Source organism: Kitasatospora sp. P5_F3 (genome assembly GCF_054049135.1).
On the sequence record NZ_JBFUMY010000054.1, the window covers coordinates 29358 to 50668 of the forward strand.

The window sequence follows — 21311 nt, forward strand, 5'->3', positions numbered from 1 at the left end:
CTTGGCCCGCAAGGGCCGACTGATCCACCCTGCTCCATCTCTCCCATCAGATCCGAAAAGGAACAGAACAATGATCAAGAAGGCTCTCGCCGCCGTGGGCGTTGCCACCGCTGGTCTGGCCATGACCGCCGCTCCCGCCATGGCGATCGGTGACTCCGACGGTGCTGCCACCTCCATCTCGGGCAACGGCGGCACCAACGCCACCGGCACCCACGGTGACCACAGCAACAACTTCCACACCCTGGACAACCCGAACGTGTGCCTGCCCGAGGTGCACAACATCGCGGTCGCCGTCATCGGTGTCGCGGTGCCGATCGAGGCGGACGTTCTCAACAACGAGCCGAAGCAGATCTGCAACGTCGGCCAGAACACCCTGGGCAGCGGCGACGGTGGCGTCTCCCACCTGATCGGCTGATCCAGCTCGTACACCGGCCGCCGGGCCCGAGGGGGAGCAACTCCCCTCGGGCCGCTGTCACGCAGAGAGGAACCATCTGATGAAGAGCATCCTGGGCAAGGCCGCGATCACCGCGGTTGCCACCCTGGCCCTGGCCGGCATCTCGGCCCCCGCCTACGCCCACGTCAGCGCGGGCGGTGGCGCCCAGTTCGCTGCCACCGCCGACGAGCCCTTCCTGGCCGCCGAGGCCTGGGGTCACGCCGAGACCAGCCACATCAAGGCCGGCTTCCACGAGTGGTTCGTGGCGGGCGACGACTGGGCGGCCGGCGGCGCCGGGGGCGGCGCCTCGATCGACTGACGTCCGSTCAGCGCAGCAGCAGAGCCGCCTCGGTCGCCCAGTAGGTGAGGATCTGCTCGGCGCCGGCCCGGCGGATCGAGGTGAGCGTCTCCAGGATCAGCCGCTCCCGGTCCACCCAGCCGTTCGCGGCGGCGGCCTCGATCATCGAGTACTCGCCCGACACCTGGTACGCCGCCACCGGCACCGGGGAGGCGTCGGCGATCTGCCGCAGCACGTCCAGGTAGGCCATGGCCGGCTTGACCATCACCAGGTCGGCCCCCTCGGCCACGTCCTGCGCCAGCTCGCGCAGCGACTCCCGGGCGTTCGCCGGGTCCTGCTGGTACGTCTTCCGGTCACCCTTGAGCGAGGAGCCGACGGCCTCCCGGAACGGGCCGTAGAAGGCGGAGGCGTACTTGGCGGTGTAGGCCAGGATGCCGGTGTCCTGGTACCCGGCCTCGTCCAGCGCCCGCCGGACCACCCCGACCTGACCGTCCATCATCCCGGACGGGCCGACCAGGTGGACCCCGGCCGCGGCCTGCACCAGGGCCATCTCCTTGTACCGCTCCAGGGTGGCGTCGTTGTCCACGCTGCCGTCCTCGGCCAGCACCCCGCAGTGCCCGTGGTCGGTGTACTCGTCCAGACAGAGGTCGGACATCACCACCAGCTGGTCGCCGACCTCGGAGACCACGTCCCGGATCGCCTGCTGCAGGATCCCGTCCGGGTTGGTGCCCTCGCTGCCGATCGCGTCCTGCACCTCGGGGACGCCGAAGAGCATGATCCCGCCCAGGCCCGCCTCGGCCGCCTCCACGGCAGCCCGGCGCAGGGTGTCCCTGGTGTGCTGGACCACCCCCGGCATGGACCCGATCGGACGCGGCTCGGTGATCCCCTCCCGCACGAACGCGGGCAGGATCAGCTCGGCCGGATGCAACCTGGTCTCGGCGACCAGCCGCCGCATCGCCGGGGTGGAGCGCAGCCGACGCGGACGAACGTACGGGAACTCAGCGGACACAGCTTCTTCTCCTCGGCACATGGTTCGGCAGACAGGGGCTCGGGGAACTGCGACGCCGACCTCGGCAAAGGTGATCCGTGCGTTGGTGGGCAGGCACTTTCGCCTGTGACCCGAACGCCAGATCTCCTCGCAGTTCCCCGAGCCCCTGGACCGTAGATGCTCGATCTCCGACCGAAACCTAAGCTAGCGCGCCTTACGGCGGGAGCCCGGACGGCGCTCGCTCGGGCGGTAGACCGGCTCGCCGGCTGCGGTGGCGGTGTCCCGGCGGCCCGCGCCGAAGTCGGCCAGGGCCTGGGCCAGTGCGGCGGCCGACGGGGCCGGGGCCATCACGTCCACCCGCAGGCCGTGCTCCTCCGCGGTCTTCGCGGTGGCCGGGCCGATACAGGCGATGATCGTGACGTTGTGCGGCTTGCCCGCGATGCCGACCAGGTTGCGGACGGTCGAGGAGGAGGTGAAGAGCACCGCGTCGAAGCCGCCGCCCTTGATCGCCTCCCGGGTCTCGGCCGGCGGCGGCGAGGCGCGTACGGTCCGATAGGCCGTCACGTCGTCCACCTCCCAGCCGAGTTCGACCAGACCGGCCACCAGGGTCTCGGTGGCGATGTCGGCGCGCGGCAGCAGCACCCGGTCGATCGGGTCGAAGACCGGGTCGTACGGCGGCCAGTCCTCCAGCAGACCGGCGGCGGACTGCTCACCGCTGGGCACCAGATCCGGCTTGACGCCGAAGTCGACCAGCGCCTGGGCCGTCGTCTCGCCGACCGCCGCGACCTTGATCCCGGCGAACGCCCGGGCGTCCAGGCCGTACTCCTCGAACTTCTCCCGGACCGCACGGACCGCGTTCACCGAGGTGAAGGCGATCCACTCGTAACGGCCCGTCACCAGGCCCTTGATCGCCCGCTCCATCTGCTGCGGGGTGCGCGGCGGCTCGACCGCGATGGTCGGCACCTCCTGCGGCACCGCGCCGTACGAGCGCAGTTGGTCGGAGAGGCCGTGCGCCTGCTCCTTGGTCCGCGGGACGAGGACGTTCCAGCCGAACAGCGGCTTGGTCTCGAACCACGAGTGCGAGGAGCGGTGGGCGACCTGCTCGCCCACCACGGCTATCACCGAGGTGGCCGGGTCGACCGGTGCCGAGACCGGCGAGGGCAGCACCCGGGCCGCCTTCAGGTCGGCCGCGATGGTGGTCAGGGTGGCGGTGAAGGTGCGCTGCCGGGTGGTGGTGCCGGAGAGCGTGGCCGACAGCGGCGACTCCGGCTTGCGGCCGTTGGCCACCAGCGCGGCGGCGGTGGCGGGCAGCTGGCCCAGCGTGGTGCGGACCACCAGGGTGGTCTCCGGTGCACCGAGGTCGATGGTCTGTCCGGCCAGCAGGCCGGCACCGTCCACGAACCGGACGTCCGCGCCGCGGCTGCCGCGCAGCGGCACCCCGGCGTAGGCCGGTACGCCGACCGACTGGGCGACCCCGGGGATCACCTCGAACGGGATCGCGGCCTGGGCGCAGCCGAGCATCTCCTCGGCGGCGCACCCGTCCAGGCCGGGGTCGCCGTCCACGGTGCGGACCACGTGCTTGCCGGTCCTGACGGCCTCGGCGACCACGGCTGCCACGTCCGGGCAGTCCTCGCCGACGGTGCTGTGCACCACGACCCCGACCGGGCAGTGGGTGCGCACGGCGGCCGCGGTCAGCGGGTCGGCGATCAGCACGTCGGCGGAGGCCAGCACGTCCACGGCCCGCAGGGTGAGCAGGCCCGGGTCACCGGGGCCCGCACCCAGGAAGGTGCAGCGGCCGGCCTGGACGGCCGGGGTGTGCGCGAGGTTGGCGGCGGCGCTCATCGGGCTCGCTCCCCCATCAGGTTGGCCGCTCCCGCGTCGAGCAGCCGCTCGGCGAGCGCGTGGCCGAGGGCCACCGCCTGCCGCTCGGCGGTCTCGTCGGGGACGAGCGGACCGTTGGCGGTCATCTTCAGCAGGGTGGCGCCGTCGACGGTGCCGACCACGCCCTCCAGCCGCAGTTCGGTGCCCTGCCAGGTGGCGAGGGCGGCTACCGGTGCGGAGCAGCCGGCCTCCAGGCGGGCCAGCAGGGCGCGCTCGGCGGCCACCGCCACCCGGGTCGGCAGGTGGTCCAACTCGCCCAGTGCGACGGCGAGTTCGGGACTTCAACTGGGCCATCCGGCGCGGCGATCCGGTGCCGATCCGGGCGGTGTGCCCGGCCAGCTTCTCGACCAGCTCGGTCAGGCTCAGGCCGTCCCGGGCGACCAGGGCGTCCCTGCTGTCCTCGCGCTCGGGGACGACCGCCAGCAGCAGGCCCTCGGGGGCCGCGGTGGGCAGGTCCTTGAGCGAGTGCACGGCCAGGTCGATCCGGCCCTCCAGCAGCGCGTCGCGCAGCGCGGAGACAAAGACTCCGGTGCCGCCGATCTGCGCCAGCGCCTCCCGGGAGGTGTCGCCGTAGGTGGTGATCTCCACCAGCTCGACGGGGCGCCCGGTGACCCGCTCGACCGTACGGGCGACCATGCCCGACTGGGCCATCGCAAGGGCGCTCCGGCGGGTGCCGAGGCGCAGCGGCTGCGACTGGCCGTCGCTGCTGCTCAGTTGACCATTCATGAGGTGATCGTCCCGGTCATGCTCGTGGGCTGGCTGGTGGTTCATCGGAGGCTTCCCCCCGCGTGGGTGGTGTCGGCCTTGGCCTGCGCACCGATCGGTGTGCGGGAGACAGCCTGCACTGCCGCCGGGTCCAGGTCGAACAGCTCGCGGAGCGCGTCAGCGTACCCGGCCCCGCCGGGCTCGGCCGCGAGTTGCTTCACCCGGACGGTCGGGGCGTGCAGCAGCTTGTCCACCACACGCTTGACGGTCTGTGAGACCTCGGCCCTGGTGCGCTCGTCCAGGTCGGGCAGCCGGGTGTTCAGGCGGCCGAGCTCGCTCAGCACCACCTCGGAGGCCATCTGGCGGAGCGCCACCACGGTGGGTGCGATCCGGGCCGCGCGCTGGGCCGCCCCGAAGGCGTCCACCTCGTCCGCGACGATGCCGACGACGGCGTCCACGTCCCCGGCGCCGGGGGTGGCGGCGTGGGCCTGGGAGAGGCTCTCCAGGTCGACCAGCAGCGCACCGGCGAGGTCGTGGACCGCGTGGTCCACGTCGCGCGGCATGGCCAGGTCGAGGAAGGCCAGCGGGTTCGCCGCGGTCCGTACCGCCATCGCGGCGGCGACGTCCTCGGCGCTGATCACCACGCCGGCCGCGCCGGTGCAGGAGATCACCAGGTCCACGTCGGCGAGCGTCTCGCGGACCTTGCCGAAGTCGACCGTACGGGCGCCCAGGTTGGCCGCCAGCCGCTCGGCCCGCTCGGCGGTCCGGTTGGCGATCAGCAGATCGGCGACCCCGGCGCGGACCAGGGTGGCGGCGGCCAGCGAGCTCATCGAGCCCGCCCCGACCACCAGGGCGCGCTTGCCCGCGATCTCGCCGGCCCCGACCGCGACCTGCTCCAGGCCGAAGGTGACCAGGGACTGCCCGGCCTTGTCGATGCCGGTCTCGCTGTGCGCCCGCTTGCCGACCCGCAGGGCCTGCTGGAACAGCTCGTTCAGGCCGCGCCCGGCGGTGTGCTCCTCCTGGGCGCGGGCCAGCGCGTCGCGCAGCTGGCCGAGGATCTGGCCCTCGCCGACCACCATCGAGTCCAGCCCGCAGGCCACCGAGAAGAGGTGGTGCACGGCCCGGTCCTCGTAGTGCACGTAGAGGTGCGAGGTGAGCTCCTCCAGGTCCACGCCGCTGTGGTGGGCGAGCAGCAGGGAGAGCTCGGCCACCCCGGCGTGGAACTTGTCCACGTCGGCGTACAGCTCGATCCGGTTGCAGGTGTTGACCAGGGCGGCCTCGCCGACGGCCGGCGAGGCGGCGGTGTCGTGCAGCAGCCGGGTGGGCACCTGGCCGGTGAGCGCGGCGCGTTCCAACAGGCCGACGGGTGCGCTGCGGTGGCTCAGACCGACGACGAGAAGACTCATGCCCGCCCCCTGGGGTTGCGGATCTGCTGGCGGCTCACGCGGGCATCACCGCGGAGAGCTCGCCCTCGGTGCCCTTGGCGGGCTTGCCCTTGACCGGCTCGGCCTTGGTGGCACCGGCCGCCCGGCGGAGCTTGGCGGCGGCGGCCCGGACCGGGCCGGGGGCGCGGTCGAGCACCGAGTCGTTGTGGCCGGACTCCTCGCCGGCCTTGCGCTGCTCGTGGAAGGCGAGGATCTGGAGCTCTATCGAGAGGTCCACCTTGCGCACGTCCACGCCGTCCGGGACGGTCAGCACGGTCGGGGCGAAGTTCAGGATGCTGGTCACACCGGCGTCGACCAGGCGGTCGCAGACCTGCTGGGCGGCGCCGGGCGGGGTGGTGATGACGCCGATGGAGACGTGCTGGCTCTCCACGATCGCCTCCAACTCGTCCATGTGCCGCACCGGGAGACCGGCGGCGCTGTTGCCGACCACGGTCGGGTCGGCGTCCAGCAGGGCGGCGACCCGGAAACCACGGGAGGCGAAGCCGCCGTAGTTGGCGAGCGCGTGGCCGAGGTTACCGATTCCGACGATGACCACGGGCCAGTCCTGGGTCAGGCCCAGCTCGCGGGAGATCTGGTAGACCAGGTACTCCACGTCGTAGCCGACGCCACGGGTCCCGTAGGAGCCGAGGTAGGAGAAGTCCTTGCGGAGCTTCGCCGAGTTGACCCCGGCGGCGGTGGCCAGTTCCTCGGATGAGACGGTGGGCACCGAGCGCTCGGAGAGTGCGGTGAGTGCCCTCAGGTAGAGGGGAAGGCGGGCGACAGTCGCCTCCGGGATGCCCCGGGCACGCGAGGGTCGGCGCGCGGCGCCCGGCTCGGGCGTCTGCGAAGTGCTCTGGGTGGATCGGCCGATTGCCACGGTGCTCCTGTGGGTGAAGCTGGGCTTTGGCAGCCAGGCTATGCGTTTGTGAACGTGTGCACAAAGATGGTGTCCGATTTGTCCGGGCACAGTGACGCGCATCACGCCGGATCTCAAGTCGCTGCTGGGACAGTGTGCGCCACTCATCGCTCGGCGCCCATAGCCGTGAGCACCAGGCCCGGCGGCTCGACTCCCTGCGGCCACGGCCCGAACGGGGCCTCCCGGCGGATCAGCGGCCGTCCGGGCGCCTCCCGCTGGGACAGCGCCCGGCTCAGCCGGGGCCAGGGCAGCCCGGCGGCCTCGTACATCGGCGGGGACCAGTCCGGGCGCGCCCCGGTGACGTACCGGAGCAGGTCGGCGGTGGCCCGGGCGTCGCCGAGTGCGGTGTGGGCCGGGTACCAGCCGAGCCCGGCCGCCTCGACGCAGGCCGCCAGGCCGTACCCGCCGGCCTCGGCCAGGTGGGCCCGGGCCAGGCGCAGGGTGCAGAGCGTCGGTATCGGCGGCAGCGGCACCCCGATCCGGGCGAACTCGCGCTCCAGGAACGCCTGGTCGCAGCTGACGTGGTGACCGACCAGCACCCGCCCCGCCAGCAGCTCCAGCAGCGTCGGGGCGACCTCGCGGAACCTCGGCGCACCGACCACGTCGGCCTGGCTGATCCGGTGCACATGGGTCGGCCCGACCGGCCCGACCGGGTCGATCAGGGTGGAGAACTCGCCCTCGGCGCGGAGTTGGCCGTCCAGCAGCAGCACGGCGATCTCCACCACCCGGTGGCGCCACGGGCTACGGCCGGTGGCCTCGACGTCCACGACGGCGAAGCCACCCGAGGCGGGCGGCAGTTGTCGGCCGGGAAGCATGAATGCTCTCCTCCGTCATCCAGCCCCCGGCGGACAGAAACGTTTTAGATCGTAAGCCGACCAACTGGCGTTTCCTAAGCCGATCTTCATTTTTGCAGGCAACGATTTGGCGAAGCACCCCCGCCGAACGGAGGGGCTGCCGTGCCGTCAGGCGCCGAGCGCTGCGCGCAGGCGCCGTTCGTCGACCCGCCAGAAATCGTGCTGCTTCCCGTCGATCAGCGTCACCGGAATCTGCTCCCAGTACTTCCGGTACAGCTCCTCGTCCTGGGTGATGTCCCGCTCCTCGAAGGCACTTCCCAGCTCCTCGGCCACCCGCACGATCACCGCCCGGGCGTCGTCGCACAGATGGCAGCCGGGCTTCCCGATCAGGGTCACCGTCCGCTCGGCGGGCTTCTTGCTGGTGTCACGTCGCAACAGTGGGGTCACCGCACCATTCTCAACCTTGCGCCTGCGTTCAAGTACCGGTCACGCGGGCTGGCTATGCTCGGGGCCATGGTCGCCCTCAGAAGGCTCTCCCACGTACGGCGCTCCCCGAACGAGCAGTCGGCCCTGGCGGGCGAGGCCGCCGCCGCTGCGGCGGAGGACCACACGCCGACCCCGGACGACCCGCAGGCCGCCGCGTTCTTCGACTGCGACAACACCATCCTGCGCGGTGCGGCGATCTTCTACCTGGGCATCGGCCTGTACCGGCGGAGGTTCTTCACCCGCCGCGACATGGTCAGGTTCGCCTGGCAGCAGGCGTGGTTCCGGGTGCACGGCGCCGAGGACCCGGCGCACATGGCGGACGCCAAGGACAAGGCGCTCGGCCTGGTGGCGGGCAAGCGGACCACCGAGCTGGAGGCGATCTGCGAGGAGATCTTCGCGGACGTGATCACCCGGAAGATCTGGCCGGGCACCCAGGCGCTGGTGCAGCTGCACCTGGACGCCGGGCAGCGGGTCTGGCTGGTCACCGCAGCCCCGCAGGAGGTTGCCAGGATCATCGCCCGGCAGCTCGGCATGACCGGGGCGCTCGGCACGGTGGCCGAGGCGGTGGACGGGGTCTACACCGGCCGGCTGGTCGGCGGGCTGCTGCACGGCGAGGCGAAGGCGGCGGCGGTCACCGCACTGGCCCGGCGGGAGCGGCTGGAGTTGAGCCGGTGCGCCGCGTTCAGCGACTCGGCCAACGACATCCCGATGCTGGCGCTGGTCGGCCACCCGTACGTGGTGAACCCGGACTCGACGCTGCGGCGGCACGCCCGGGCCAACGGCTGGCGGGTGCGCGATTTCAGGACCGGCCGCAAGGCGGCCAGGATCGGCCTGCCCACCGCGGCCGGCCTGGGAGTCCTCGCCGGTGCGACCGCTGCCGCGGTGGCGCTCAGGCGTCGGCAGCGGGCGGCCTGACGGCCGGTCAGCACGACACCGAAAGCGGGTCACTCTTAAGGGCGAACTCCGCTGCCGGATCCGGGTGATCCGATCGTGTTCGCCCGTGACCGGAACCGATCGTTCGGAGAGTTGGGAAAGTCGGGGGTTGCCGGGGCCGGAACCCGGGAATCGGGCCCCTCACCTCCGGAAACTGTCACCCGGCGCACACGGGCGATCACATTGAGCCGAGCGGCTGATGCCATCTTCGGTCAGTTCCAGCCGCATATGCACGCCAAGCGGATCTCAAACGACCACTTCGGCCACAGGGTGTAGCTGTCATTGCACAAAGCGTTATTCTCTCCTGGATGCACGCCACCCACACGTCCCCGTTGACGAGGGGTCAGTCGGAGTGTGCTCTCCGCGCAGGCGGAGGTGATCCGTCCACAGTTCTGCCTCTGGGAGTCCCGTGTACCCACCCGTCCGGAACGACGCGCCTGCCTCCTCCCGCCCGTCGCCCACCAACCTGCGCCGCGGTACACACCTCGACCGACTCCGGTCCGCGATCCGCGAGTTCGAGCTGTACGTGCCCCAACCGGCGCTGGCCGGTGTCCCGTCGGCGGGCGGGGTAGCGCTCCGCTCCTCGACCACCACCGGCGGCACCGGCACCCGCAGCCGGGTCGGCGCGGGCACCGGGCCCGGCTCCCGGAGCAGGGCCAGAACCACACCCACGCCGGGGCTCGAGTCCGAGCACAACCCGATCATGGAGTTGGTCGAGCGGGCCCAGGCCGGTGAGAGCGAGGCCTTCGGCCGGCTCTACGACCACTACTCGGACACCGTCTACCGGTACATCTACTACCGGGTCGGCGGGCGGGCCACCGCCGAGGACCTGACCAGCGAGACCTTCCTGCGCGCGCTGCGCCGGATCGGCACCTTCACCTGGCAGGGCCGGGACTTCGGCGCCTGGCTGGTGACCATCGCGCGCAACCTGGTGGCGGACCACTTCAAGTCCAGCCGGTTCCGCCTGGAGGTCACCACCGGCGAGATGCTCGACTCCAACGAGTGCGAGCGCAGCCCCGAGGACTCGGTGCTGGAGTCACTCTCCAACGCCGCCCTGCTGGACGCGGTGCGACGGCTCAATCCGCAGCAGCAGGAGTGCGTCACGCTCCGCTTCCTGCAGGGGCTTTCGGTGGCCGAGACGGCCAGAATCATGGGCAAGAACGAGGGTGCCATCAAGACCCTCCAGTACCGCGCGGTCCGCACCCTGGCCCGACTGCTGCCCCCCGACGCCCGGTGAGCTCAATAGCTGACGATGCGTCATATCAACTGCCTGGCTTCCCCGGGCGGGTGAACGAGCGGTCACATGCTCTGCTTAATGCGGAAGAGGGGCCGTGCGTAACCGACGCCCGGCCCTGCTCGTTGGCCAACCTGCAAGCCCCCGCCGGGCCGTCGGTCAAGCAGGATCGACCACGCTCACCCGATGGAGTGGTTTTGGCCCGCCGAGGCAACCGTCCGGCAGGCCGGGGAGTCCACAACGACGAAGGGAGGTGTGGCCCGTGACGGCAAACATGCTGGAGCACCGGCGGGCGAGGGCCTTCGCCGAGGCGCTGGAGGCCCACCACGTAGAGCCCCACCAAGGGGACCGGAGACCCGGCAGCAGTCGGCCCGGGGGCTCCACCGCGATGGCGGAGCTGCTGACCATGGCGGACGCGCTCGGCGCACTGCCCGAGCCCGAGCTCAGCACCGAGGCCAGGACGCTCCAACGCGCCCAGCTGATGGCCGCGTTCGAGCGCGACTGGACGGGCAGCCCAGCCGCGAAGGTGCCGCAGCAGCGCAGGCACCGGGCGCTCCGGTCCGGGGCGCGGATGCGCTGGGGCCGGCGGCTGGCGATCGGCGGCCTGGTGGCCGGCGTGGCGGTCGGCAGCTTCGCCGGTGCGGCCGCCGCCAGCTCCAACGCCCTTCCGGGTGACACCCTCTACGGCATGAAGCGCGGGCTCGAGGACCTCCGGCTCAGCTGGGCAGGATCCGACTCCGAGGTCGGCGCCCTGCTGCTGGACCAGGCCTCCACCCGGCTGGAGGAGGCCCAGGGCCTGCTCGGCCGGGCGGACACCGGCGCGACGTTGAGCCCGGCCACGGTGGAGCAGGTCCGCCGCGCGCTGGACGACATGCACGCCGAGGCGGTCAAGGGCCGGGAGCTGCTCCGCTCGGTCTACCGGAGCAACGGGTCGCTCGACCCGATGCGCCGGCTGGCCGGCTTCACCGACGGCGAGGACGACCGGTGGGCGGCCGTCAAGGGCCAGCTGCCGACCCAACTCAGCGGCCAGGCCAGCAAGGTGAACGAGCTCTTCGACGAGATGACCGAGGACGTCGCCCCGCTCCAGCTGGCCCCGTCGGCAGCCAAGGGCCACTCCCCGGCCGCACCCGGCGGCAGCGCTCCGCAGTCCCCCGGCGGTACCGCGGCCTCCCCGGCCACCGGTGCCGGCAGCGCGACCCAGCCGCGTACCGACCCGGGCCGGCCCAACTCCGGCACCGGACCGGGCGCGACCACGCCGAGCAGCAAGGCCAGCCCCGGTCTGCTCGACAAGCTGCTGCCGGGCGTCACCGGTGGCGGTGCGGCCTCCCCGGCCGCCGGTTCGCCCGAGCTGGCCGCCGACGCACCCGCGCCGGCCGCCGCAGACGCCCCGCAGGACCAGCCGCCGACCCAGGAGCTGCGCATTCCGGCGCTGATCCCGGGCCTGCTGCCGGAGATCTCGCTGGGCTGAGTGCACGTCAGGGGGGCCTGGGCAGCTGCCCAGGCCGCCTGGGCAGCTGCCCAGGCCCCCCTGAGGCATGTCTAGAAGAAGACCGACCGCCGCTGCACCAGCAGCTTGTACAGCGTGTGCTGGATGGTCTCCCTGACCTGGTCGGTCAGATCGAAGACCAGCATCGGGTCGTCCGCCGCCTCCGGCGGGTAGCTGTCGGTCGGGATCGGCTCGCCGAACTGGATGGTCCACTTGGTCGGCAGCGGGATCGCGCCGAGCGGTCCGAGCCAGGGGAAGGTCGGCGTGATCGGCAGGTACGGCAGCCCGAGCGCCCGGGCCAGCGTCCGGGCGTTGCCGATCATCGGGTAGGTCTCCTCGGCGCCGACGATCGAGCACGGCACGATCGGCACCCCGGCCCGCAGCGCGGAGGCCACGAAGCCGCCCCGGCCGAAGCGCTGGAGCTTGTACCGCTCGGCGAACGGCTTGCCGATGCCCTTGAAGCCCTCCGGCCAGACCCCGACCACCTCGCCGCGCTCCAGCAGCGCGGCGGCGTCCTCGCTGCAGGCCAGCGTGTGCCCGGCCTTCCGGGCCAGCTCGCCGACCACCGGCAGCACGAAGACCAGGTCGGCCGCGAGCATCCGCAGGTGCCGCTGCCGGGGGTGGTGGTCGTGGATGGCGATCTGGGTCATCAGCGCGTCCAGCGGGACGGTGCCGGAGTGGTTGGCGACGATCAGCACCCCGCCCTCGGCCGGGATGTTCTCGATGCCCCGGACCTCGACCCGGAAGTACTTCTCCGCCAGCGGGCGGAGCATCGAGAGCAGCACCTCCTCGGTGAGCTCCCGGTCGAAGCCGAACTCGTCCACCTCGTAGTCGCCGGTGATCCGCCGCCGCAGGAAGGACAGGCCGTTGGCGGCCCGGTCCTCCCAGCCCTTGCCGAGCGCCCGGGTGGCGGCCGAGCCGAGCGGCCCGGCCAGCGCGCCGCCGACCGCGTCGGCGATCCGGTCCGACAGGCCCGGCCCGGACGGCTCCGGCTGCCAGCTAGGTGCGGACTCGATCGGGATCACCTTCGCCGGCTCGGCGTCCCTCGCAGCGGTCATCTCGGCCTCAGCTCCTCGGAGGGTTCTGACGGGTCAGCAGACCCGCCAGCCGGTCGGCGGCCGCGGCCAGCCGCTCGGGCGGCAGCAGCCCGCCGGACTGGGCGGCGGCGAAGTCGGCGAACGCCTCGGGGGTGGTCATGGTCGGCGTCCAGCCGAAGCCCTCGCGCAGCTCGGTGGTGTCCACCACCCGCCCGTGGCTGAGCAGTTGGAGCTGTTCGGGCGATATGTCGGCGAGGCCGGTCCGCCGGGCCAGACCGGCGGCCAGGCCCAGCGCGGGCCCGAGCAGCGGGACGGTGGGACGGCCGAGCCGGCGGGCGCACTGGGAGAGCAGCAGCACGCCGTCCCCGGCCACGTTGTAGGTGCCGGGCCTCGGCTCGGTGGCCGCCAGGTGCAGGAGCGCGACGGCGTCGTCCTCGTGCACGAACTGCAACCGGGGATCGCGGCCGAGCACGGTGGGCAGCACCGGCAGCGCGAAGTAGTCGCAGAGCGGGGTGTCCCCGGCCGGGCCGACGATGTTGGCGAACCGCAGCACGGTGACCGCCACGTCGGGCCGGCGCCTGGCGAAGCCGCGGACGTACCCCTCGACCTCGGTGGCGTCCTTGCCGAAGCCGCTGCGCGGCAGGGCCTTGGGCGGCATCCGCTCGCCGAACACCGCCGGGTCGCGCGGGGCGGAGCCGTACACGGCAGTGGTGGACTTGACGACCAGTCGGCGCAAGCCCGGTGCCTTCTGGCAGGCCCCGAGCAGCTGCATGGTGCCGATGACGTTGGTCTCCTTGGCGGTGGCCCGGCCACCCTGCATCCCGGCACTGACGTCCAGGTGCACCACGGTGTCCACGTCGTACTCGGCGATCACCCGGGCGACGGCGGGTCGGCGCAGGTCGACCCGGACGTACTCGACGCCGTCGGCGGCCATCCCGCCCCACGGCTCCCGGCTGTCCACGCCGACCACCCGGTCGATGCCGGGGCGGCCGGCCAGCCGGGCCGCGAACCTGGCCCCGAGGTGCCGGGCGACGCCGGTGACGAGCACGACCTTGCCCACTGCGCCGCACCCCTCTCGAAAGCCCTGCACGCACCGTATCGCGCCGGGCTTCGATCCGGGCAAACGACAGCGCCCGCCCCGGCCTGAACCGGAACGGGCGCTGTCTGCACACCTGGCGCGCAGGGCGCGGCCGTGGGTGCCTACTTCTTGTTACGACGCTGAACGCGAGTGCGCTTCAGAAGCTTGCGGTGCTTCTTCTTGGCCATACGCTTGCGACGCTTCTTGATGACAGAGCCCACGGAACTACCCTCGCTCACTGAGACTCACGTCCGTGAGAGACGGAGTCCATACGACTGACGGAGGGCCTAGCCTACCCGTCGCTGCGGTTAAGCCGTAATCGTGCTCCGAAGAGGCCCCAGCTCTACGCGCTCTCGAGGCGCACGTAGGACTCCCTGAGGTACTCGTGGACGGCCTGCTCGGGGACTCGGAAGGAGCGGCCGACCCTGATCGCGGGCAGCTCTCCACTGTGTACCAGCCGGTACACCGTCATCTTGGACACCCGCATGACCGAGGCAACCTCTGCCACGGTCAGGAAGACGACCTCCTGCAATGGGCGTTCGCCGGAACTCATGACCCTCACCCGACCCTTACCCGTGTGCAAGGCACCGACTTCCCCTTCGGTGACTCCACCGGCACACGTGTATCCCCAGAGTAGTTAAGGGTGGTACCAGTGGGAAGAGGGAGAAGCTCAGTCCTTGTACGGTGCGAGATCCGCCCGTTGCAGTACGTAGTCGCTCAGCGCTCTGTAGCAGTCCGGGTGCGCACCGTCGTCCACCGGAACGGCCACCGTCACGGTGCCCTCGGCCTCGGCGACGAACGGCGCCACGTCGTTGGAGTCGGCCAGGCCACCGGCCGGGATGCCCAGCCGGCCCGCCCCGCAGAGCCAGCCGTGGTCGCCCAGCACCAGGTCGGGCAGCGGATGCCCGGCCTCGGTGAGCGCGGCCAGCGCCAGCCGGACGGGCTGCGGCGAGTGGGTGTGCAGCAGCTCGCCCGCGCTGTCGGCGGAGCGGACCACCAGGACCGGGCCGACGGCGTCCAGCACGCAGCTCCGCTGCCCGGCCGGGGTGGGCTCGCGGAACCGGGTGCCGCGCGCGGGCGTACGCAGGGCGCAGCCCGAGCGCTCCAGGGCCCGGGCCAGTGCGCCGTGGAAGCCCGCCAGCTTGGTCGGGTGCCCGGTCCCGGCGAGCACGGTGCCCCGGCGGCGGGCGGTGGCGGCCAGCAGCCTTGCGAGGCGCTCCAGGGCGTCCACGGTGCGCTCGGGGTCGATGGTGTCCGGCCCTTGGCCGTAGCTGAAGTCGGGGTGCACACCGACCCGTTCGGCCATCAGGTCGAGCACCGCGCCGGGTCCCCAGCGGCGCTCCGGGTCCAGGCCCATCAGGGCCGCCGGGTCGGCCTGGCCGAACAGGCGGTAGTGCCGCAGGTTGTTCTGCCGGAGTGTCGGGACGGCCGGGCCTGCCAGCCGGTGCCTGAGCAGGTGCGCGACCAGTTCGGCCCGGGTGAGCTCGGCCCGGGTCACGGCAGCAGTCCGTGGTGCGGGAGGACGGCCCGGCGGGCGGCCAGGATGGCCTGGTCAAGCCGGTCGCCGGGGTCGTAGCCGTGGTCGTGGAAGTCCCGCCAGTGCGGGGTGCCGCCGTCGGTCATCCGGGCCGGGCCGGGGCGGCCGGTCAGCCGCTCGGCCTCGGCCCGCCACTCGGCGGGGAGCTCGGTGGCCGGGTCGATCGGGTGCCCGGCGGCGACGGCCACCAGGTGGGTCCAGGCAACCGGGACCACGTCCACCACCGCGTACCCGCCGCCGCCGAGCGCCAGCCAGCGGCCGTCCGCGTAGTGGTGGGCCAGCTGGTGGATCGCCTCGGCGACCAGCCGCTGGGCGTCCAGACTGACCGTCAGGTGGGCCAACGGATCGGCCAGGTGGGTGTCGGCGCCGTGCTGACTGACGATCACCTGGGGGCGGAACGCGGAGAGCAGCTCGGGCACCAGGGCGTGGAAGGCGCGCAGCCAGCCCGCGTCGCCGGTGCCGGCGGGCAGCGGCAGGTTGGCGGCGGTGCCCGGCGCGTCCGGGCCGCCGGTCTCGGTGGCCCAGCCGGTCTCGTTGGGGAACAGGGTGGCCGGGCTCTCGTGCAGCGAGACGGTGAGCACCCGGGGGTCGTTCCAGAACGCCGCCTGCACGCCGTCCCCGTGGTGCACGTCCACGTCCACGTACGCGACCCGCTCGGCGCCGAGCTCCAGCAGCCGGGCGATCGCCAGCGCGGGGTCGTTGTAGACGCAGAAGCCCGCCGCCCGGTCCGGCATCGCGTGGTGCAGGCCACCGGCGAAGTTGACGGCGTGCCGGACCTCCCCGCCGCGCCAGACCGCCTCGGCGCCGGCCACCGACTGACCGGCGATCAGTGCGGAGGCGGTGTGCTGGGCGGCGAACGTCCAGGTGTCGGCGGTGCCCAGGCCGTGCGCGAGGTCGCTGTGCTCCGGGTGGGCGGCGACCCGGCGGACCGCGTCCACGTACCCGGCGGTGTGCACCAGCCGCAGCGTCGACTCCCCGGCCGGCGGGGCGGAGCGGACGGTCACCCCCGGTGCGGTGGTCAGGCCGAACGCCTCCACCAGCCGCATGGTCAGCGCCAGCCTGGTCGGGTCCATCGGGTGCCCCGCCCCGAAGTCGTACGAGGTGACGGCCTCGTCCCAGTACAGGTGCAGGCCGCTGCAGTTCTCGGGCATGGGTCACACGGTAGCGGGCTGCCGGCTCCCCGCCGAAGTACCGAAGTGCCGGGCCAACGGGAGGATCGCCAGGATCAGCACCATCGGGGCCAGCAGCGCCAGCCGGAACGAGCTCGCCTCGGCGAGGGCGCCGACCAGCGGCGAGCCGAGCAGGAAGCCGACGTAGTTGAACAGGTTGAGCCGGGCCACCGCCGCGTCCGACGCCTCCGGGTAGAGCCGGCCGCCGGCCGCGAAGACCTGCGGGATGATCGCGCAGATGCCGAAGCCCAGCACGGTGAACGCGGCCACCCCGGCCCACTCGCCCGGCGCGGCGGCGGCCAGCGCGAAGCCGAGCGCGGCCAGCGCCGCCCCGCCGCGCACCACCGGGACCGCGCCCCAGCGCTCCACCGCCCGGTCGCCGACCATCCTGCCGAGCAGCATCGCCACCATGTAGCCGAGGTAGGAGAGCTTGGCCAGGTCCTCCGGGCTGCCCAGCACGTCGGTCAGGTACTTGACGCTGTAGTTGGAGACCGAGGCGTCGGCGATGTACGCGAAGGCCATCGCCGCGCACAGCGGCAGCAGCGGACGCCAGGGGATCCGGGCGGCTGCGGCGGCGGCTGCCTCCCGTACGGCGTCGCCGAGTTCGGCCGGGCCTGGGAAGCGGGTGCCGACCACCAGCGCGAGCGGGATCAGCAGGGCGGCCGCACCGCCGAACAGCACCGGCAGGTCGAGGTCGTAGTGCGAGCCGAGCCCGGCGAGCGCGGCGCCGAGGATGCCGCCGAGGCTGAAGGCGGCGTGGAAGCCGAGCATGATGCTCCGGCCGTACCGGCGCTGGAGGCCGACCCCGAGCATGTTCATACTCGCGTCGAGTGCACCGACCAGCAGGCCGAACAGGCCCAGGGCGATGGCGAGTTCCCACAGTTCGCCGCCAAGACCGACCAGTGCCAGGCTGACGCACACGGCGGGCTGCACCACCCGCAGCACCACCTTGGCCCCGACCCGCCCGGCCACCGACTCGGAGGCGACCGAACCGACGCCTGCCAGGATCGGCACCGCCGCCAGGAAGACCGGCAGCAGCCCGTCGCTCAGCCCGTACCGGCGCTGGATCTCGGGTATGCAGGTCACCAGCAGCGCGAAGGTGACGCCCTGGAGCACGAAGCTCACCGCCACCGCCGCCCGCGACCGGCGCAACCGCGCGTCCACCTGCTGCTCGGGCATGGCTCGGCCTCGCTCACTGTCGGCGCTACCGGCCGGTACGGAGATGTTGAGCCGTGAGCGTAGGCGTTCGATCGTGTTTGCGGGAGGGGTCGGACCGAATCGTTGCCGGGGACCGGCCCGGGCGGACCGGTCCCCGGCTGAGCCCGGCTCAGGTCACCGGGCTGTTCCAACTCGCGGCCCAGGTGGCGGGGCCGACCACACCGTCACTACTGAGCCCCTTCTCGGCCTGGAAGCGGCGGGCCACCTCGGCCGAGGCCGGGCCGAACCAGCCGTCCACGTCGATCGGCCAGCCGCGTTCGCGCATCCGCTGCTGCCAGCGGCGGACGTTCTCGCCGTGCAGCATCGGGGACTGGAGCCTGAGGTACTCCCCCGGCCAGTCCGGCCCGGTGGAGGGCCGGGGCGCGGGTGACGGGACGGCGGGCGGCGGTACGGCGGGCTGCCCGCCGGGGCGGGGTGCGCCGGCCTGGACCCAGCGGTAGAGCGGGCCGCCCGGGCAGCTGGTGGCGTAGCCGTCCCGGTGCCCCTTGATCTCCGGGCCCGCGCCGCCGTCGCGCTGGAGCCACTCGACCGCGTCCCGCAGGCCGTGCAGCATCGCCTCGGTGGGCTCGGTCAGCCCGGAGTCGCCGACCATCGCGCAGACCGCGTAGTGGTCGCGGTTGAGCGAGGCCCCGCCATTGGCGCCGGTCTGGTGGTGGGCGCCCCGTCCCTCGAAGACGTGGCCGTGCGGGCAGACGACCGCCGTGTTCCCGGTGTAGTAGACTGTCCCGTTCCGGCGGGCCAGCCACGTGCTGTTGGGGGTGGTCGGGCACCAGACCGGACCATCGTGGCTGACCCTGCTGATGGCGAACCGATGCCCGCGACTGTGTGCCGCGACAGGGAAGAACCGTGTCGCCCGCTCGGACCGGCTGAAGTGCAGAGACCATCGCTCCTGGCCCCGGTAGTGCGCCGGATGGATGCCGGCAGGCCAGCCGAGCAGTGCACAGGCGATTTGCAGTGCCTCCAGCCTGCCCCGCACCTTCTGGGTGACCGTGCCGCCCCGTCCCGCGACCGAGCCGTCCGCAAGAACGGACACATCCACGAAGAGCTCCAGCTGCTCCCGGGTCAACTGGGTGACGAAGTCGGCGCGGACGACCTTGTCCGGAGCCGTTGCCACGTCCAACAGCGACCGGCCCGCGATGTGGTTCAGCCGGAATTCCGTCTTGTGGCCGTTCTCGTACATCCGCCAGCGCGGCAGCGTGTCACCACGCCGGTCCAGCTGGGGCACCGGAGCGCCGTAGAGCTTCCGTAGCGTCTGTTCGATCCTTGCAACCAGCCGAGGGTTCGCAACATGGGACTGATAGATCGTCACGCCGGTGGTCAGCTTGCCCCGGCTCTTCGCGATGTTGCCCTCTGTCCAGAACCAAGCGACCAGTTCGACGAACTCATCGCTGTGGACCGCCTCGACAGGAAGGTTGGCAACCGGTGCGGCGACCGTGATCCGGTGCTTGTCCGTCAGGGTCTCGGAGGTGGCGAACACCCGCTCGTACCCACGCACCTTCCTCGGCGAACGACCTCCGATGTCGGCCCAGGTCCCGTCCGGGTTCTTGACCCTGGTGGTCCCGGTCCGGCGGTAGTAGTACTCCACCGGCCACCTGTGCTCGGGTGTGGTCAACGAGGAGTGCGAGCGCCCCTCCATCGAGATGAGTTCGCGAGGCTTGGCGGGAAAGACGTGGATGCCCTGTGCGGGTTGCCACTCGGCCTCCCCCGTGGCGTGGTTCAGCGTGAGCAGAACGTCTCCGGCGCTGAGCTCCTGGTAGCTCTTCCAGCCGGACGGAGTGAGCGCCTGGGTCTGGTCATCGACGCAGTACGCGATGTCGATCCAGCCCTCGTTCCGGTCGGCCAGGTGCGCGGCCTGGATGGCGCGGACCCGGCCGGCGCAGCGGTCGTGGTGCTGGGTGAGGTCGGACGGGACGGCGGTGCCCTCGTAGTGGATCTTGACGCCGCGGGTGCCGTCGACGTACCGCCAGTCACCCCTGGGCGGAGTGGCGCCCCACTGGGCGCGCGGGACGAACTGCATGGATGCCTCCTGAATTCGATGGATGGGTAAGGGAGTTCACGCCTCCGCGTCGGGGGAGATCCGGAGCGTGCGGCGGTCCACCCGGTCGATCGCGTCGCGCATCGAGGAGCCGCTGTTCGGACGGAGTTCGTGCTCGACAGCGGTGAGCCGTCGCTCGATGCCGTCCAGCCGGGTCATCACGCCCTCCCTCCCGGGGACGCCGGGGCGGGATTCGGTGCCCTGCCAGTCCTCACTGAACTCCTCTACCCGGTGGGCGATCTGACGGACCACCCGGCCGAGCCGCCAGAGCATGCCGGTCGCCGCGGTGACGGCGGTGAGTGCGCCGCACCAGACCACGACGGGCTCGAGGGCGGCCGTCCCCAGGACGTCAGCGGTCACCGCTCGCCCGACGGCGCGTCGGCGGTCTCCCGGCGCAGCCAGGACGGCAGGAACTGCTCGACGCCGGGCAGCGCCATCAGCCGGGTGACGGTGCTGGAGACGGTGACCGCCAGGGCGAGGCCGGGCAGGGTGGCGGGCAGGCTGCCGCTGTCCACCAGCAGGGGGACGGCGGCGAGCAGCCCGAGCAGGGTCTGCACCGTGGTGCGCAGGGTACGGCGGGTGGAGTCGGACATGGGTGCTCCTTACGGACCTACGGGAGGGGAACGAACTGAAGCCCTGCTCCTGGCCGTTGGGCCAGGAGCAGGGCTTCAGTGGGGTGAGTGGCGCGGGGTCAGCTGTGGACCCGCAGCACGGTGAGCTTGGTGGAGGAGTCCGCGCCGGGGGCCACCGTGGCGATGGTGCTGCCGGAGTTCTGCGCCACCTGGATCTCGATGTAGTCGCCGACACCGTTCAGGTAGATCAGCCCGGTGGCGACCACCGTGGTGTTGTACGCGGTGCCCGGGATGGCCGCGTGCGCGGCCTGGCCGAAGCCGGCCGTGCCGTTCTTCATGAGGTTCACCACCCGGCCGCCGTTGGCGTTCACGCTGAACGAGATCTGGGCGGTTACCAGGTAGTGCCCGGACATCACCGGCGTGTAGCGGGTCGGGGTGGCCGACTTGTACCCGCCGTGGGTGTCGAACTGCGGGGCAGGCCAGTTGAGCTGCGAGGTCCCACCGCTGGGGATGCTCTGCGCGGTGGTCTGCAGGTAGATGGCGAGCGGCTGGTCGAACAACGGCACCCAGGCGGTTCCGTCGTAGGTGGTGTGGCCGCGATTCTTGACGTGGGCCACCATGCCGGTCACCGGCTGCGTGATCGCCAGGTCTCGCGAGGCACTGTCGTCGAACCGGAGCACGGTGCGGGAGTCCAGCTCGGTGGCGAGACTCTGCAGGTGCTTGGGAAGGTCGGCCGGGTCGGTGGCCTCCGGGTAGGGCAGCCGGCTCATCGGGGTCAGCTTGCTCATGCCGCCGCACCCCCGTCCTGCACGGCCTCTGCCGGGACCGAACCCGGGTCCACCGGAGGAAGCTCCGGGAAGTCCGGTGCGGTCGCGACCGCCACGGCGCCCTGCGGCGGGGTGACCCACTGGCCGAGCGTGCTGACCAGGCCGCCGACCGGCAGCTGGGCCGGATCGCGGCGGATCAGCAGGCCGGCCAGCTGCTCGGCCACCGAGTCGGCGAGCTGCTGGAGTTGGACGGCGCTGAGTTCCACCGTGGTGGGTTCGCTCATGGTGTGCTCCAATCTGACGAAGAGTCGGTCCCGGTC

The 21311-nt window shown here is 72.3% G+C and carries 23 protein-coding genes and 1 pseudogene; 5 read left to right on the forward strand and 19 right to left on the reverse strand.

What is annotated here, in order from left to right; translation table 11 throughout:
• The first annotated feature begins 70 nt into the window (after nucleotides 1-70).
• Together ACXJMZ_RS26680 and ACXJMZ_RS26685 are read left to right on the forward strand one after the other, a co-directional pair.
• The gene (locus ACXJMZ_RS26680; RefSeq protein WP_057231626.1) at nucleotides 71-415 is read left to right on the forward strand and encodes a hypothetical protein; all 345 of its coding nucleotides are present in this window, start codon (nucleotides 71-73) and stop codon (nucleotides 413-415) included.
• Between the two features lie 79 nt (nucleotides 416-494).
• Nucleotides 495-752, forward strand: a complete 258-nt coding sequence (locus ACXJMZ_RS26685) for a hypothetical protein (protein WP_457032584.1) — start codon at nucleotides 495-497, stop codon at nucleotides 750-752.
• A gap of 7 nt (nucleotides 753-759) precedes the next feature.
• Here the strand turns inward: ACXJMZ_RS26685 and hemB are convergent, their stop codons facing one another.
• The 7 genes and pseudogenes from hemB to ACXJMZ_RS26720 all read right to left on the reverse strand — a co-directional run bounded on the left by hemB (nucleotide 760) and on the right by ACXJMZ_RS26720 (nucleotide 7886).
• Complete coding sequence (hemB, locus tag ACXJMZ_RS26690; protein ID WP_057231630.1) at nucleotides 760-1740, reverse strand: porphobilinogen synthase; 981 nt, start codon at nucleotides 1738-1740, stop codon at nucleotides 760-762.
• 183 nt (nucleotides 1741-1923) lie between these two features.
• Nucleotides 1924-3561 (reverse strand): uroporphyrinogen-III synthase, encoded by a 1638-nt coding sequence (locus ACXJMZ_RS26695; RefSeq protein ID WP_457032585.1) that lies wholly within the window; start codon nucleotides 3559-3561, stop codon nucleotides 1924-1926.
• Nucleotides 3558-4326, reverse strand: a pseudogene (locus ACXJMZ_RS26700) (hydroxymethylbilane synthase). Before ACXJMZ_RS26700 ends, ACXJMZ_RS26695 begins: the two are co-directional and overlap by 4 nt.
• A gap of 41 nt (nucleotides 4327-4367) precedes the next feature.
• Entirely contained in the window at nucleotides 4368-5711 is a 1344-nt protein-coding gene (locus ACXJMZ_RS26705; protein ID WP_457032586.1) for a glutamyl-tRNA reductase, read from the reverse strand.
• Between the two features lie 34 nt (nucleotides 5712-5745).
• Nucleotides 5746-6606, reverse strand: coding sequence for a redox-sensing transcriptional repressor Rex (locus ACXJMZ_RS26710; protein WP_457032587.1), 861 nt, complete (start codon nucleotides 6604-6606; stop codon nucleotides 5746-5748).
• A gap of 143 nt (nucleotides 6607-6749) precedes the next feature.
• Nucleotides 6750-7460, reverse strand: coding sequence for a 3'-5' exonuclease (locus ACXJMZ_RS26715; RefSeq protein WP_457032588.1), 711 nt, complete (start codon nucleotides 7458-7460; stop codon nucleotides 6750-6752).
• 147 nt (nucleotides 7461-7607) lie between these two features.
• Complete coding sequence (locus ACXJMZ_RS26720; RefSeq protein WP_457032589.1) at nucleotides 7608-7886, reverse strand: glutaredoxin family protein; 279 nt, start codon at nucleotides 7884-7886, stop codon at nucleotides 7608-7610.
• Nucleotides 7887-7952: 66 nt separating this feature from the next.
• On the opposite strand from ACXJMZ_RS26720, the gene ACXJMZ_RS26725 reads away from it, so the two are divergent.
• From ACXJMZ_RS26725 to ACXJMZ_RS26735, 3 genes are all read left to right on the forward strand, one after another.
• A complete protein-coding gene (locus ACXJMZ_RS26725) occupies nucleotides 7953-8840 on the forward strand; it encodes an HAD family hydrolase (RefSeq protein WP_457032590.1) in 888 nt (295 codons plus the stop codon).
• Between the two features lie 427 nt (nucleotides 8841-9267).
• Nucleotides 9268-10095, forward strand: a complete 828-nt coding sequence (locus tag ACXJMZ_RS26730) for an ECF subfamily RNA polymerase sigma factor, BldN family (protein ID WP_457032591.1) — start codon at nucleotides 9268-9270, stop codon at nucleotides 10093-10095.
• Between the two features lie 259 nt (nucleotides 10096-10354).
• Nucleotides 10355-11560 carry a DUF5667 domain-containing protein gene (locus ACXJMZ_RS26735; RefSeq protein WP_457032592.1) on the forward strand — a complete coding sequence of 402 codons (1206 nt, stop codon included), beginning with the start codon at nucleotides 10355-10357 and terminating at the stop codon, nucleotides 11558-11560.
• Between the two features lie 71 nt (nucleotides 11561-11631).
• Here the strand turns inward: ACXJMZ_RS26735 and ACXJMZ_RS26740 are convergent, their stop codons facing one another.
• The 12 genes from ACXJMZ_RS26740 to ACXJMZ_RS26795 form a co-directional block, all read right to left on the reverse strand.
• The gene (locus ACXJMZ_RS26740; RefSeq protein ID WP_457032593.1) at nucleotides 11632-12636 is read right to left on the reverse strand and encodes a lysophospholipid acyltransferase family protein; all 1005 of its coding nucleotides are present in this window, start codon (nucleotides 12634-12636) and stop codon (nucleotides 11632-11634) included.
• A gap of 7 nt (nucleotides 12637-12643) precedes the next feature.
• Complete coding sequence (locus ACXJMZ_RS26745; protein ID WP_457032594.1) at nucleotides 12644-13675, reverse strand: NAD-dependent epimerase/dehydratase family protein; 1032 nt, start codon at nucleotides 13673-13675, stop codon at nucleotides 12644-12646.
• A gap of 140 nt (nucleotides 13676-13815) precedes the next feature.
• The gene (locus ACXJMZ_RS26750; RefSeq protein WP_449797774.1) at nucleotides 13816-13932 is read right to left on the reverse strand and encodes a 30S ribosomal protein bS22; all 117 of its coding nucleotides are present in this window, start codon (nucleotides 13930-13932) and stop codon (nucleotides 13816-13818) included.
• Nucleotides 13933-14036: 104 nt separating this feature from the next.
• Nucleotides 14037-14246: a helix-turn-helix domain-containing protein gene (locus ACXJMZ_RS26755; RefSeq protein WP_057231645.1), complete on the reverse strand. Its 210-nt coding sequence runs from the start codon at nucleotides 14244-14246 to the stop codon at nucleotides 14037-14039.
• Nucleotides 14247-14363: 117 nt separating this feature from the next.
• Complete coding sequence (locus tag ACXJMZ_RS26760) at nucleotides 14364-15191, reverse strand: phosphatase (protein WP_457032595.1); 828 nt, start codon at nucleotides 15189-15191, stop codon at nucleotides 14364-14366.
• A complete protein-coding gene (locus tag ACXJMZ_RS26765; protein WP_457032596.1) occupies nucleotides 15188-16381 on the reverse strand; it encodes an acetoin utilization protein AcuC in 1194 nt (397 codons plus the stop codon). Before ACXJMZ_RS26765 ends, ACXJMZ_RS26760 begins: the two co-directional genes overlap by 4 nt.
• A 3-nt stretch (nucleotides 16382-16384) precedes the next feature.
• Nucleotides 16385-17578 carry an MFS transporter gene (locus ACXJMZ_RS26770; RefSeq protein ID WP_457032597.1) on the reverse strand — a complete coding sequence of 398 codons (1194 nt, stop codon included), beginning with the start codon at nucleotides 17576-17578 and terminating at the stop codon, nucleotides 16385-16387.
• A gap of 148 nt (nucleotides 17579-17726) precedes the next feature.
• Nucleotides 17727-19634 carry a peptidoglycan-binding protein gene (locus ACXJMZ_RS26775; RefSeq protein ID WP_457032598.1) on the reverse strand — a complete coding sequence of 636 codons (1908 nt, stop codon included), beginning with the start codon at nucleotides 19632-19634 and terminating at the stop codon, nucleotides 17727-17729.
• A 36-nt stretch (nucleotides 19635-19670) separates the two neighbouring features.
• A complete protein-coding gene (locus ACXJMZ_RS26780; protein ID WP_457032599.1) occupies nucleotides 19671-20012 on the reverse strand; it encodes a hypothetical protein in 342 nt (113 codons plus the stop codon).
• Entirely contained in the window at nucleotides 20009-20245 is a 237-nt protein-coding gene (locus ACXJMZ_RS26785; RefSeq protein WP_457032600.1) for a hypothetical protein, read from the reverse strand. Before ACXJMZ_RS26785 ends, ACXJMZ_RS26780 begins: the two co-directional genes overlap by 4 nt.
• A gap of 98 nt (nucleotides 20246-20343) precedes the next feature.
• Nucleotides 20344-21012 (reverse strand): hypothetical protein, encoded by a 669-nt coding sequence (locus ACXJMZ_RS26790; RefSeq protein WP_457032601.1) that lies wholly within the window; start codon nucleotides 21010-21012, stop codon nucleotides 20344-20346.
• Nucleotides 21009-21275 carry a hypothetical protein gene (locus ACXJMZ_RS26795; RefSeq protein ID WP_457032602.1) on the reverse strand — a complete coding sequence of 89 codons (267 nt, stop codon included), beginning with the start codon at nucleotides 21273-21275 and terminating at the stop codon, nucleotides 21009-21011. Before ACXJMZ_RS26795 ends, ACXJMZ_RS26790 begins: the two co-directional genes overlap by 4 nt.
• Nucleotides 21276-21311 lie beyond the last annotated feature (36 nt).

Bases quoted from the DNA above. Each gene is read 5' to 3' on its own strand.
- ACXJMZ_RS26680 (WP_057231626.1), top strand. From the start codon at position 71: ATGATCAAGAAGGCTCTCGCCGCCGTGGGCGTTGCCACCGCTGGTCTG.
- ACXJMZ_RS26685 (WP_457032584.1), top strand. From the start codon at position 495: ATGAAGAGCATCCTGGGCAAGGCCGCGATCACCGCGGTTGCCACCCTG.
- ACXJMZ_RS26695 (WP_457032585.1), bottom strand. From the start codon at position 3,561: ATGAGCGCCGCCGCCAACCTCGCGCACACCCCGGCCGTCCAGGCCGGC.
- ACXJMZ_RS26705 (WP_457032586.1), bottom strand. From the start codon at position 5,711: ATGAGTCTTCTCGTCGTCGGTCTGAGCCACCGCAGCGCACCCGTCGGC.
- ACXJMZ_RS26715 (WP_457032588.1), bottom strand. From the start codon at position 7,460: ATGCTTCCCGGCCGACAACTGCCGCCCGCCTCGGGTGGCTTCGCCGTC.
- ACXJMZ_RS26725 (WP_457032590.1), top strand. From the start codon at position 7,953: ATGGTCGCCCTCAGAAGGCTCTCCCACGTACGGCGCTCCCCGAACGAG.
- ACXJMZ_RS26740 (WP_457032593.1), bottom strand. From the start codon at position 12,636: ATGACCGCTGCGAGGGACGCCGAGCCGGCGAAGGTGATCCCGATCGAG.
- ACXJMZ_RS26755 (WP_057231645.1), bottom strand. From the start codon at position 14,246: ATGAGTTCCGGCGAACGCCCATTGCAGGAGGTCGTCTTCCTGACCGTG.
- ACXJMZ_RS26765 (WP_457032596.1), bottom strand. From the start codon at position 16,381: ATGCCCGAGAACTGCAGCGGCCTGCACCTGTACTGGGACGAGGCCGTC.
- ACXJMZ_RS26770 (WP_457032597.1), bottom strand. From the start codon at position 17,578: ATGCCCGAGCAGCAGGTGGACGCGCGGTTGCGCCGGTCGCGGGCGGCG.
- ACXJMZ_RS26775 (WP_457032598.1), bottom strand. From the start codon at position 19,634: ATGCAGTTCGTCCCGCGCGCCCAGTGGGGCGCCACTCCGCCCAGGGGT.
- ACXJMZ_RS26785 (WP_457032600.1), bottom strand. From the start codon at position 20,245: ATGTCCGACTCCACCCGCCGTACCCTGCGCACCACGGTGCAGACCCTG.
- ACXJMZ_RS26790 (WP_457032601.1), bottom strand. From the start codon at position 21,012: ATGAGCAAGCTGACCCCGATGAGCCGGCTGCCCTACCCGGAGGCCACC.
- ACXJMZ_RS26795 (WP_457032602.1), bottom strand. From the start codon at position 21,275: ATGAGCGAACCCACCACGGTGGAACTCAGCGCCGTCCAACTCCAGCAG.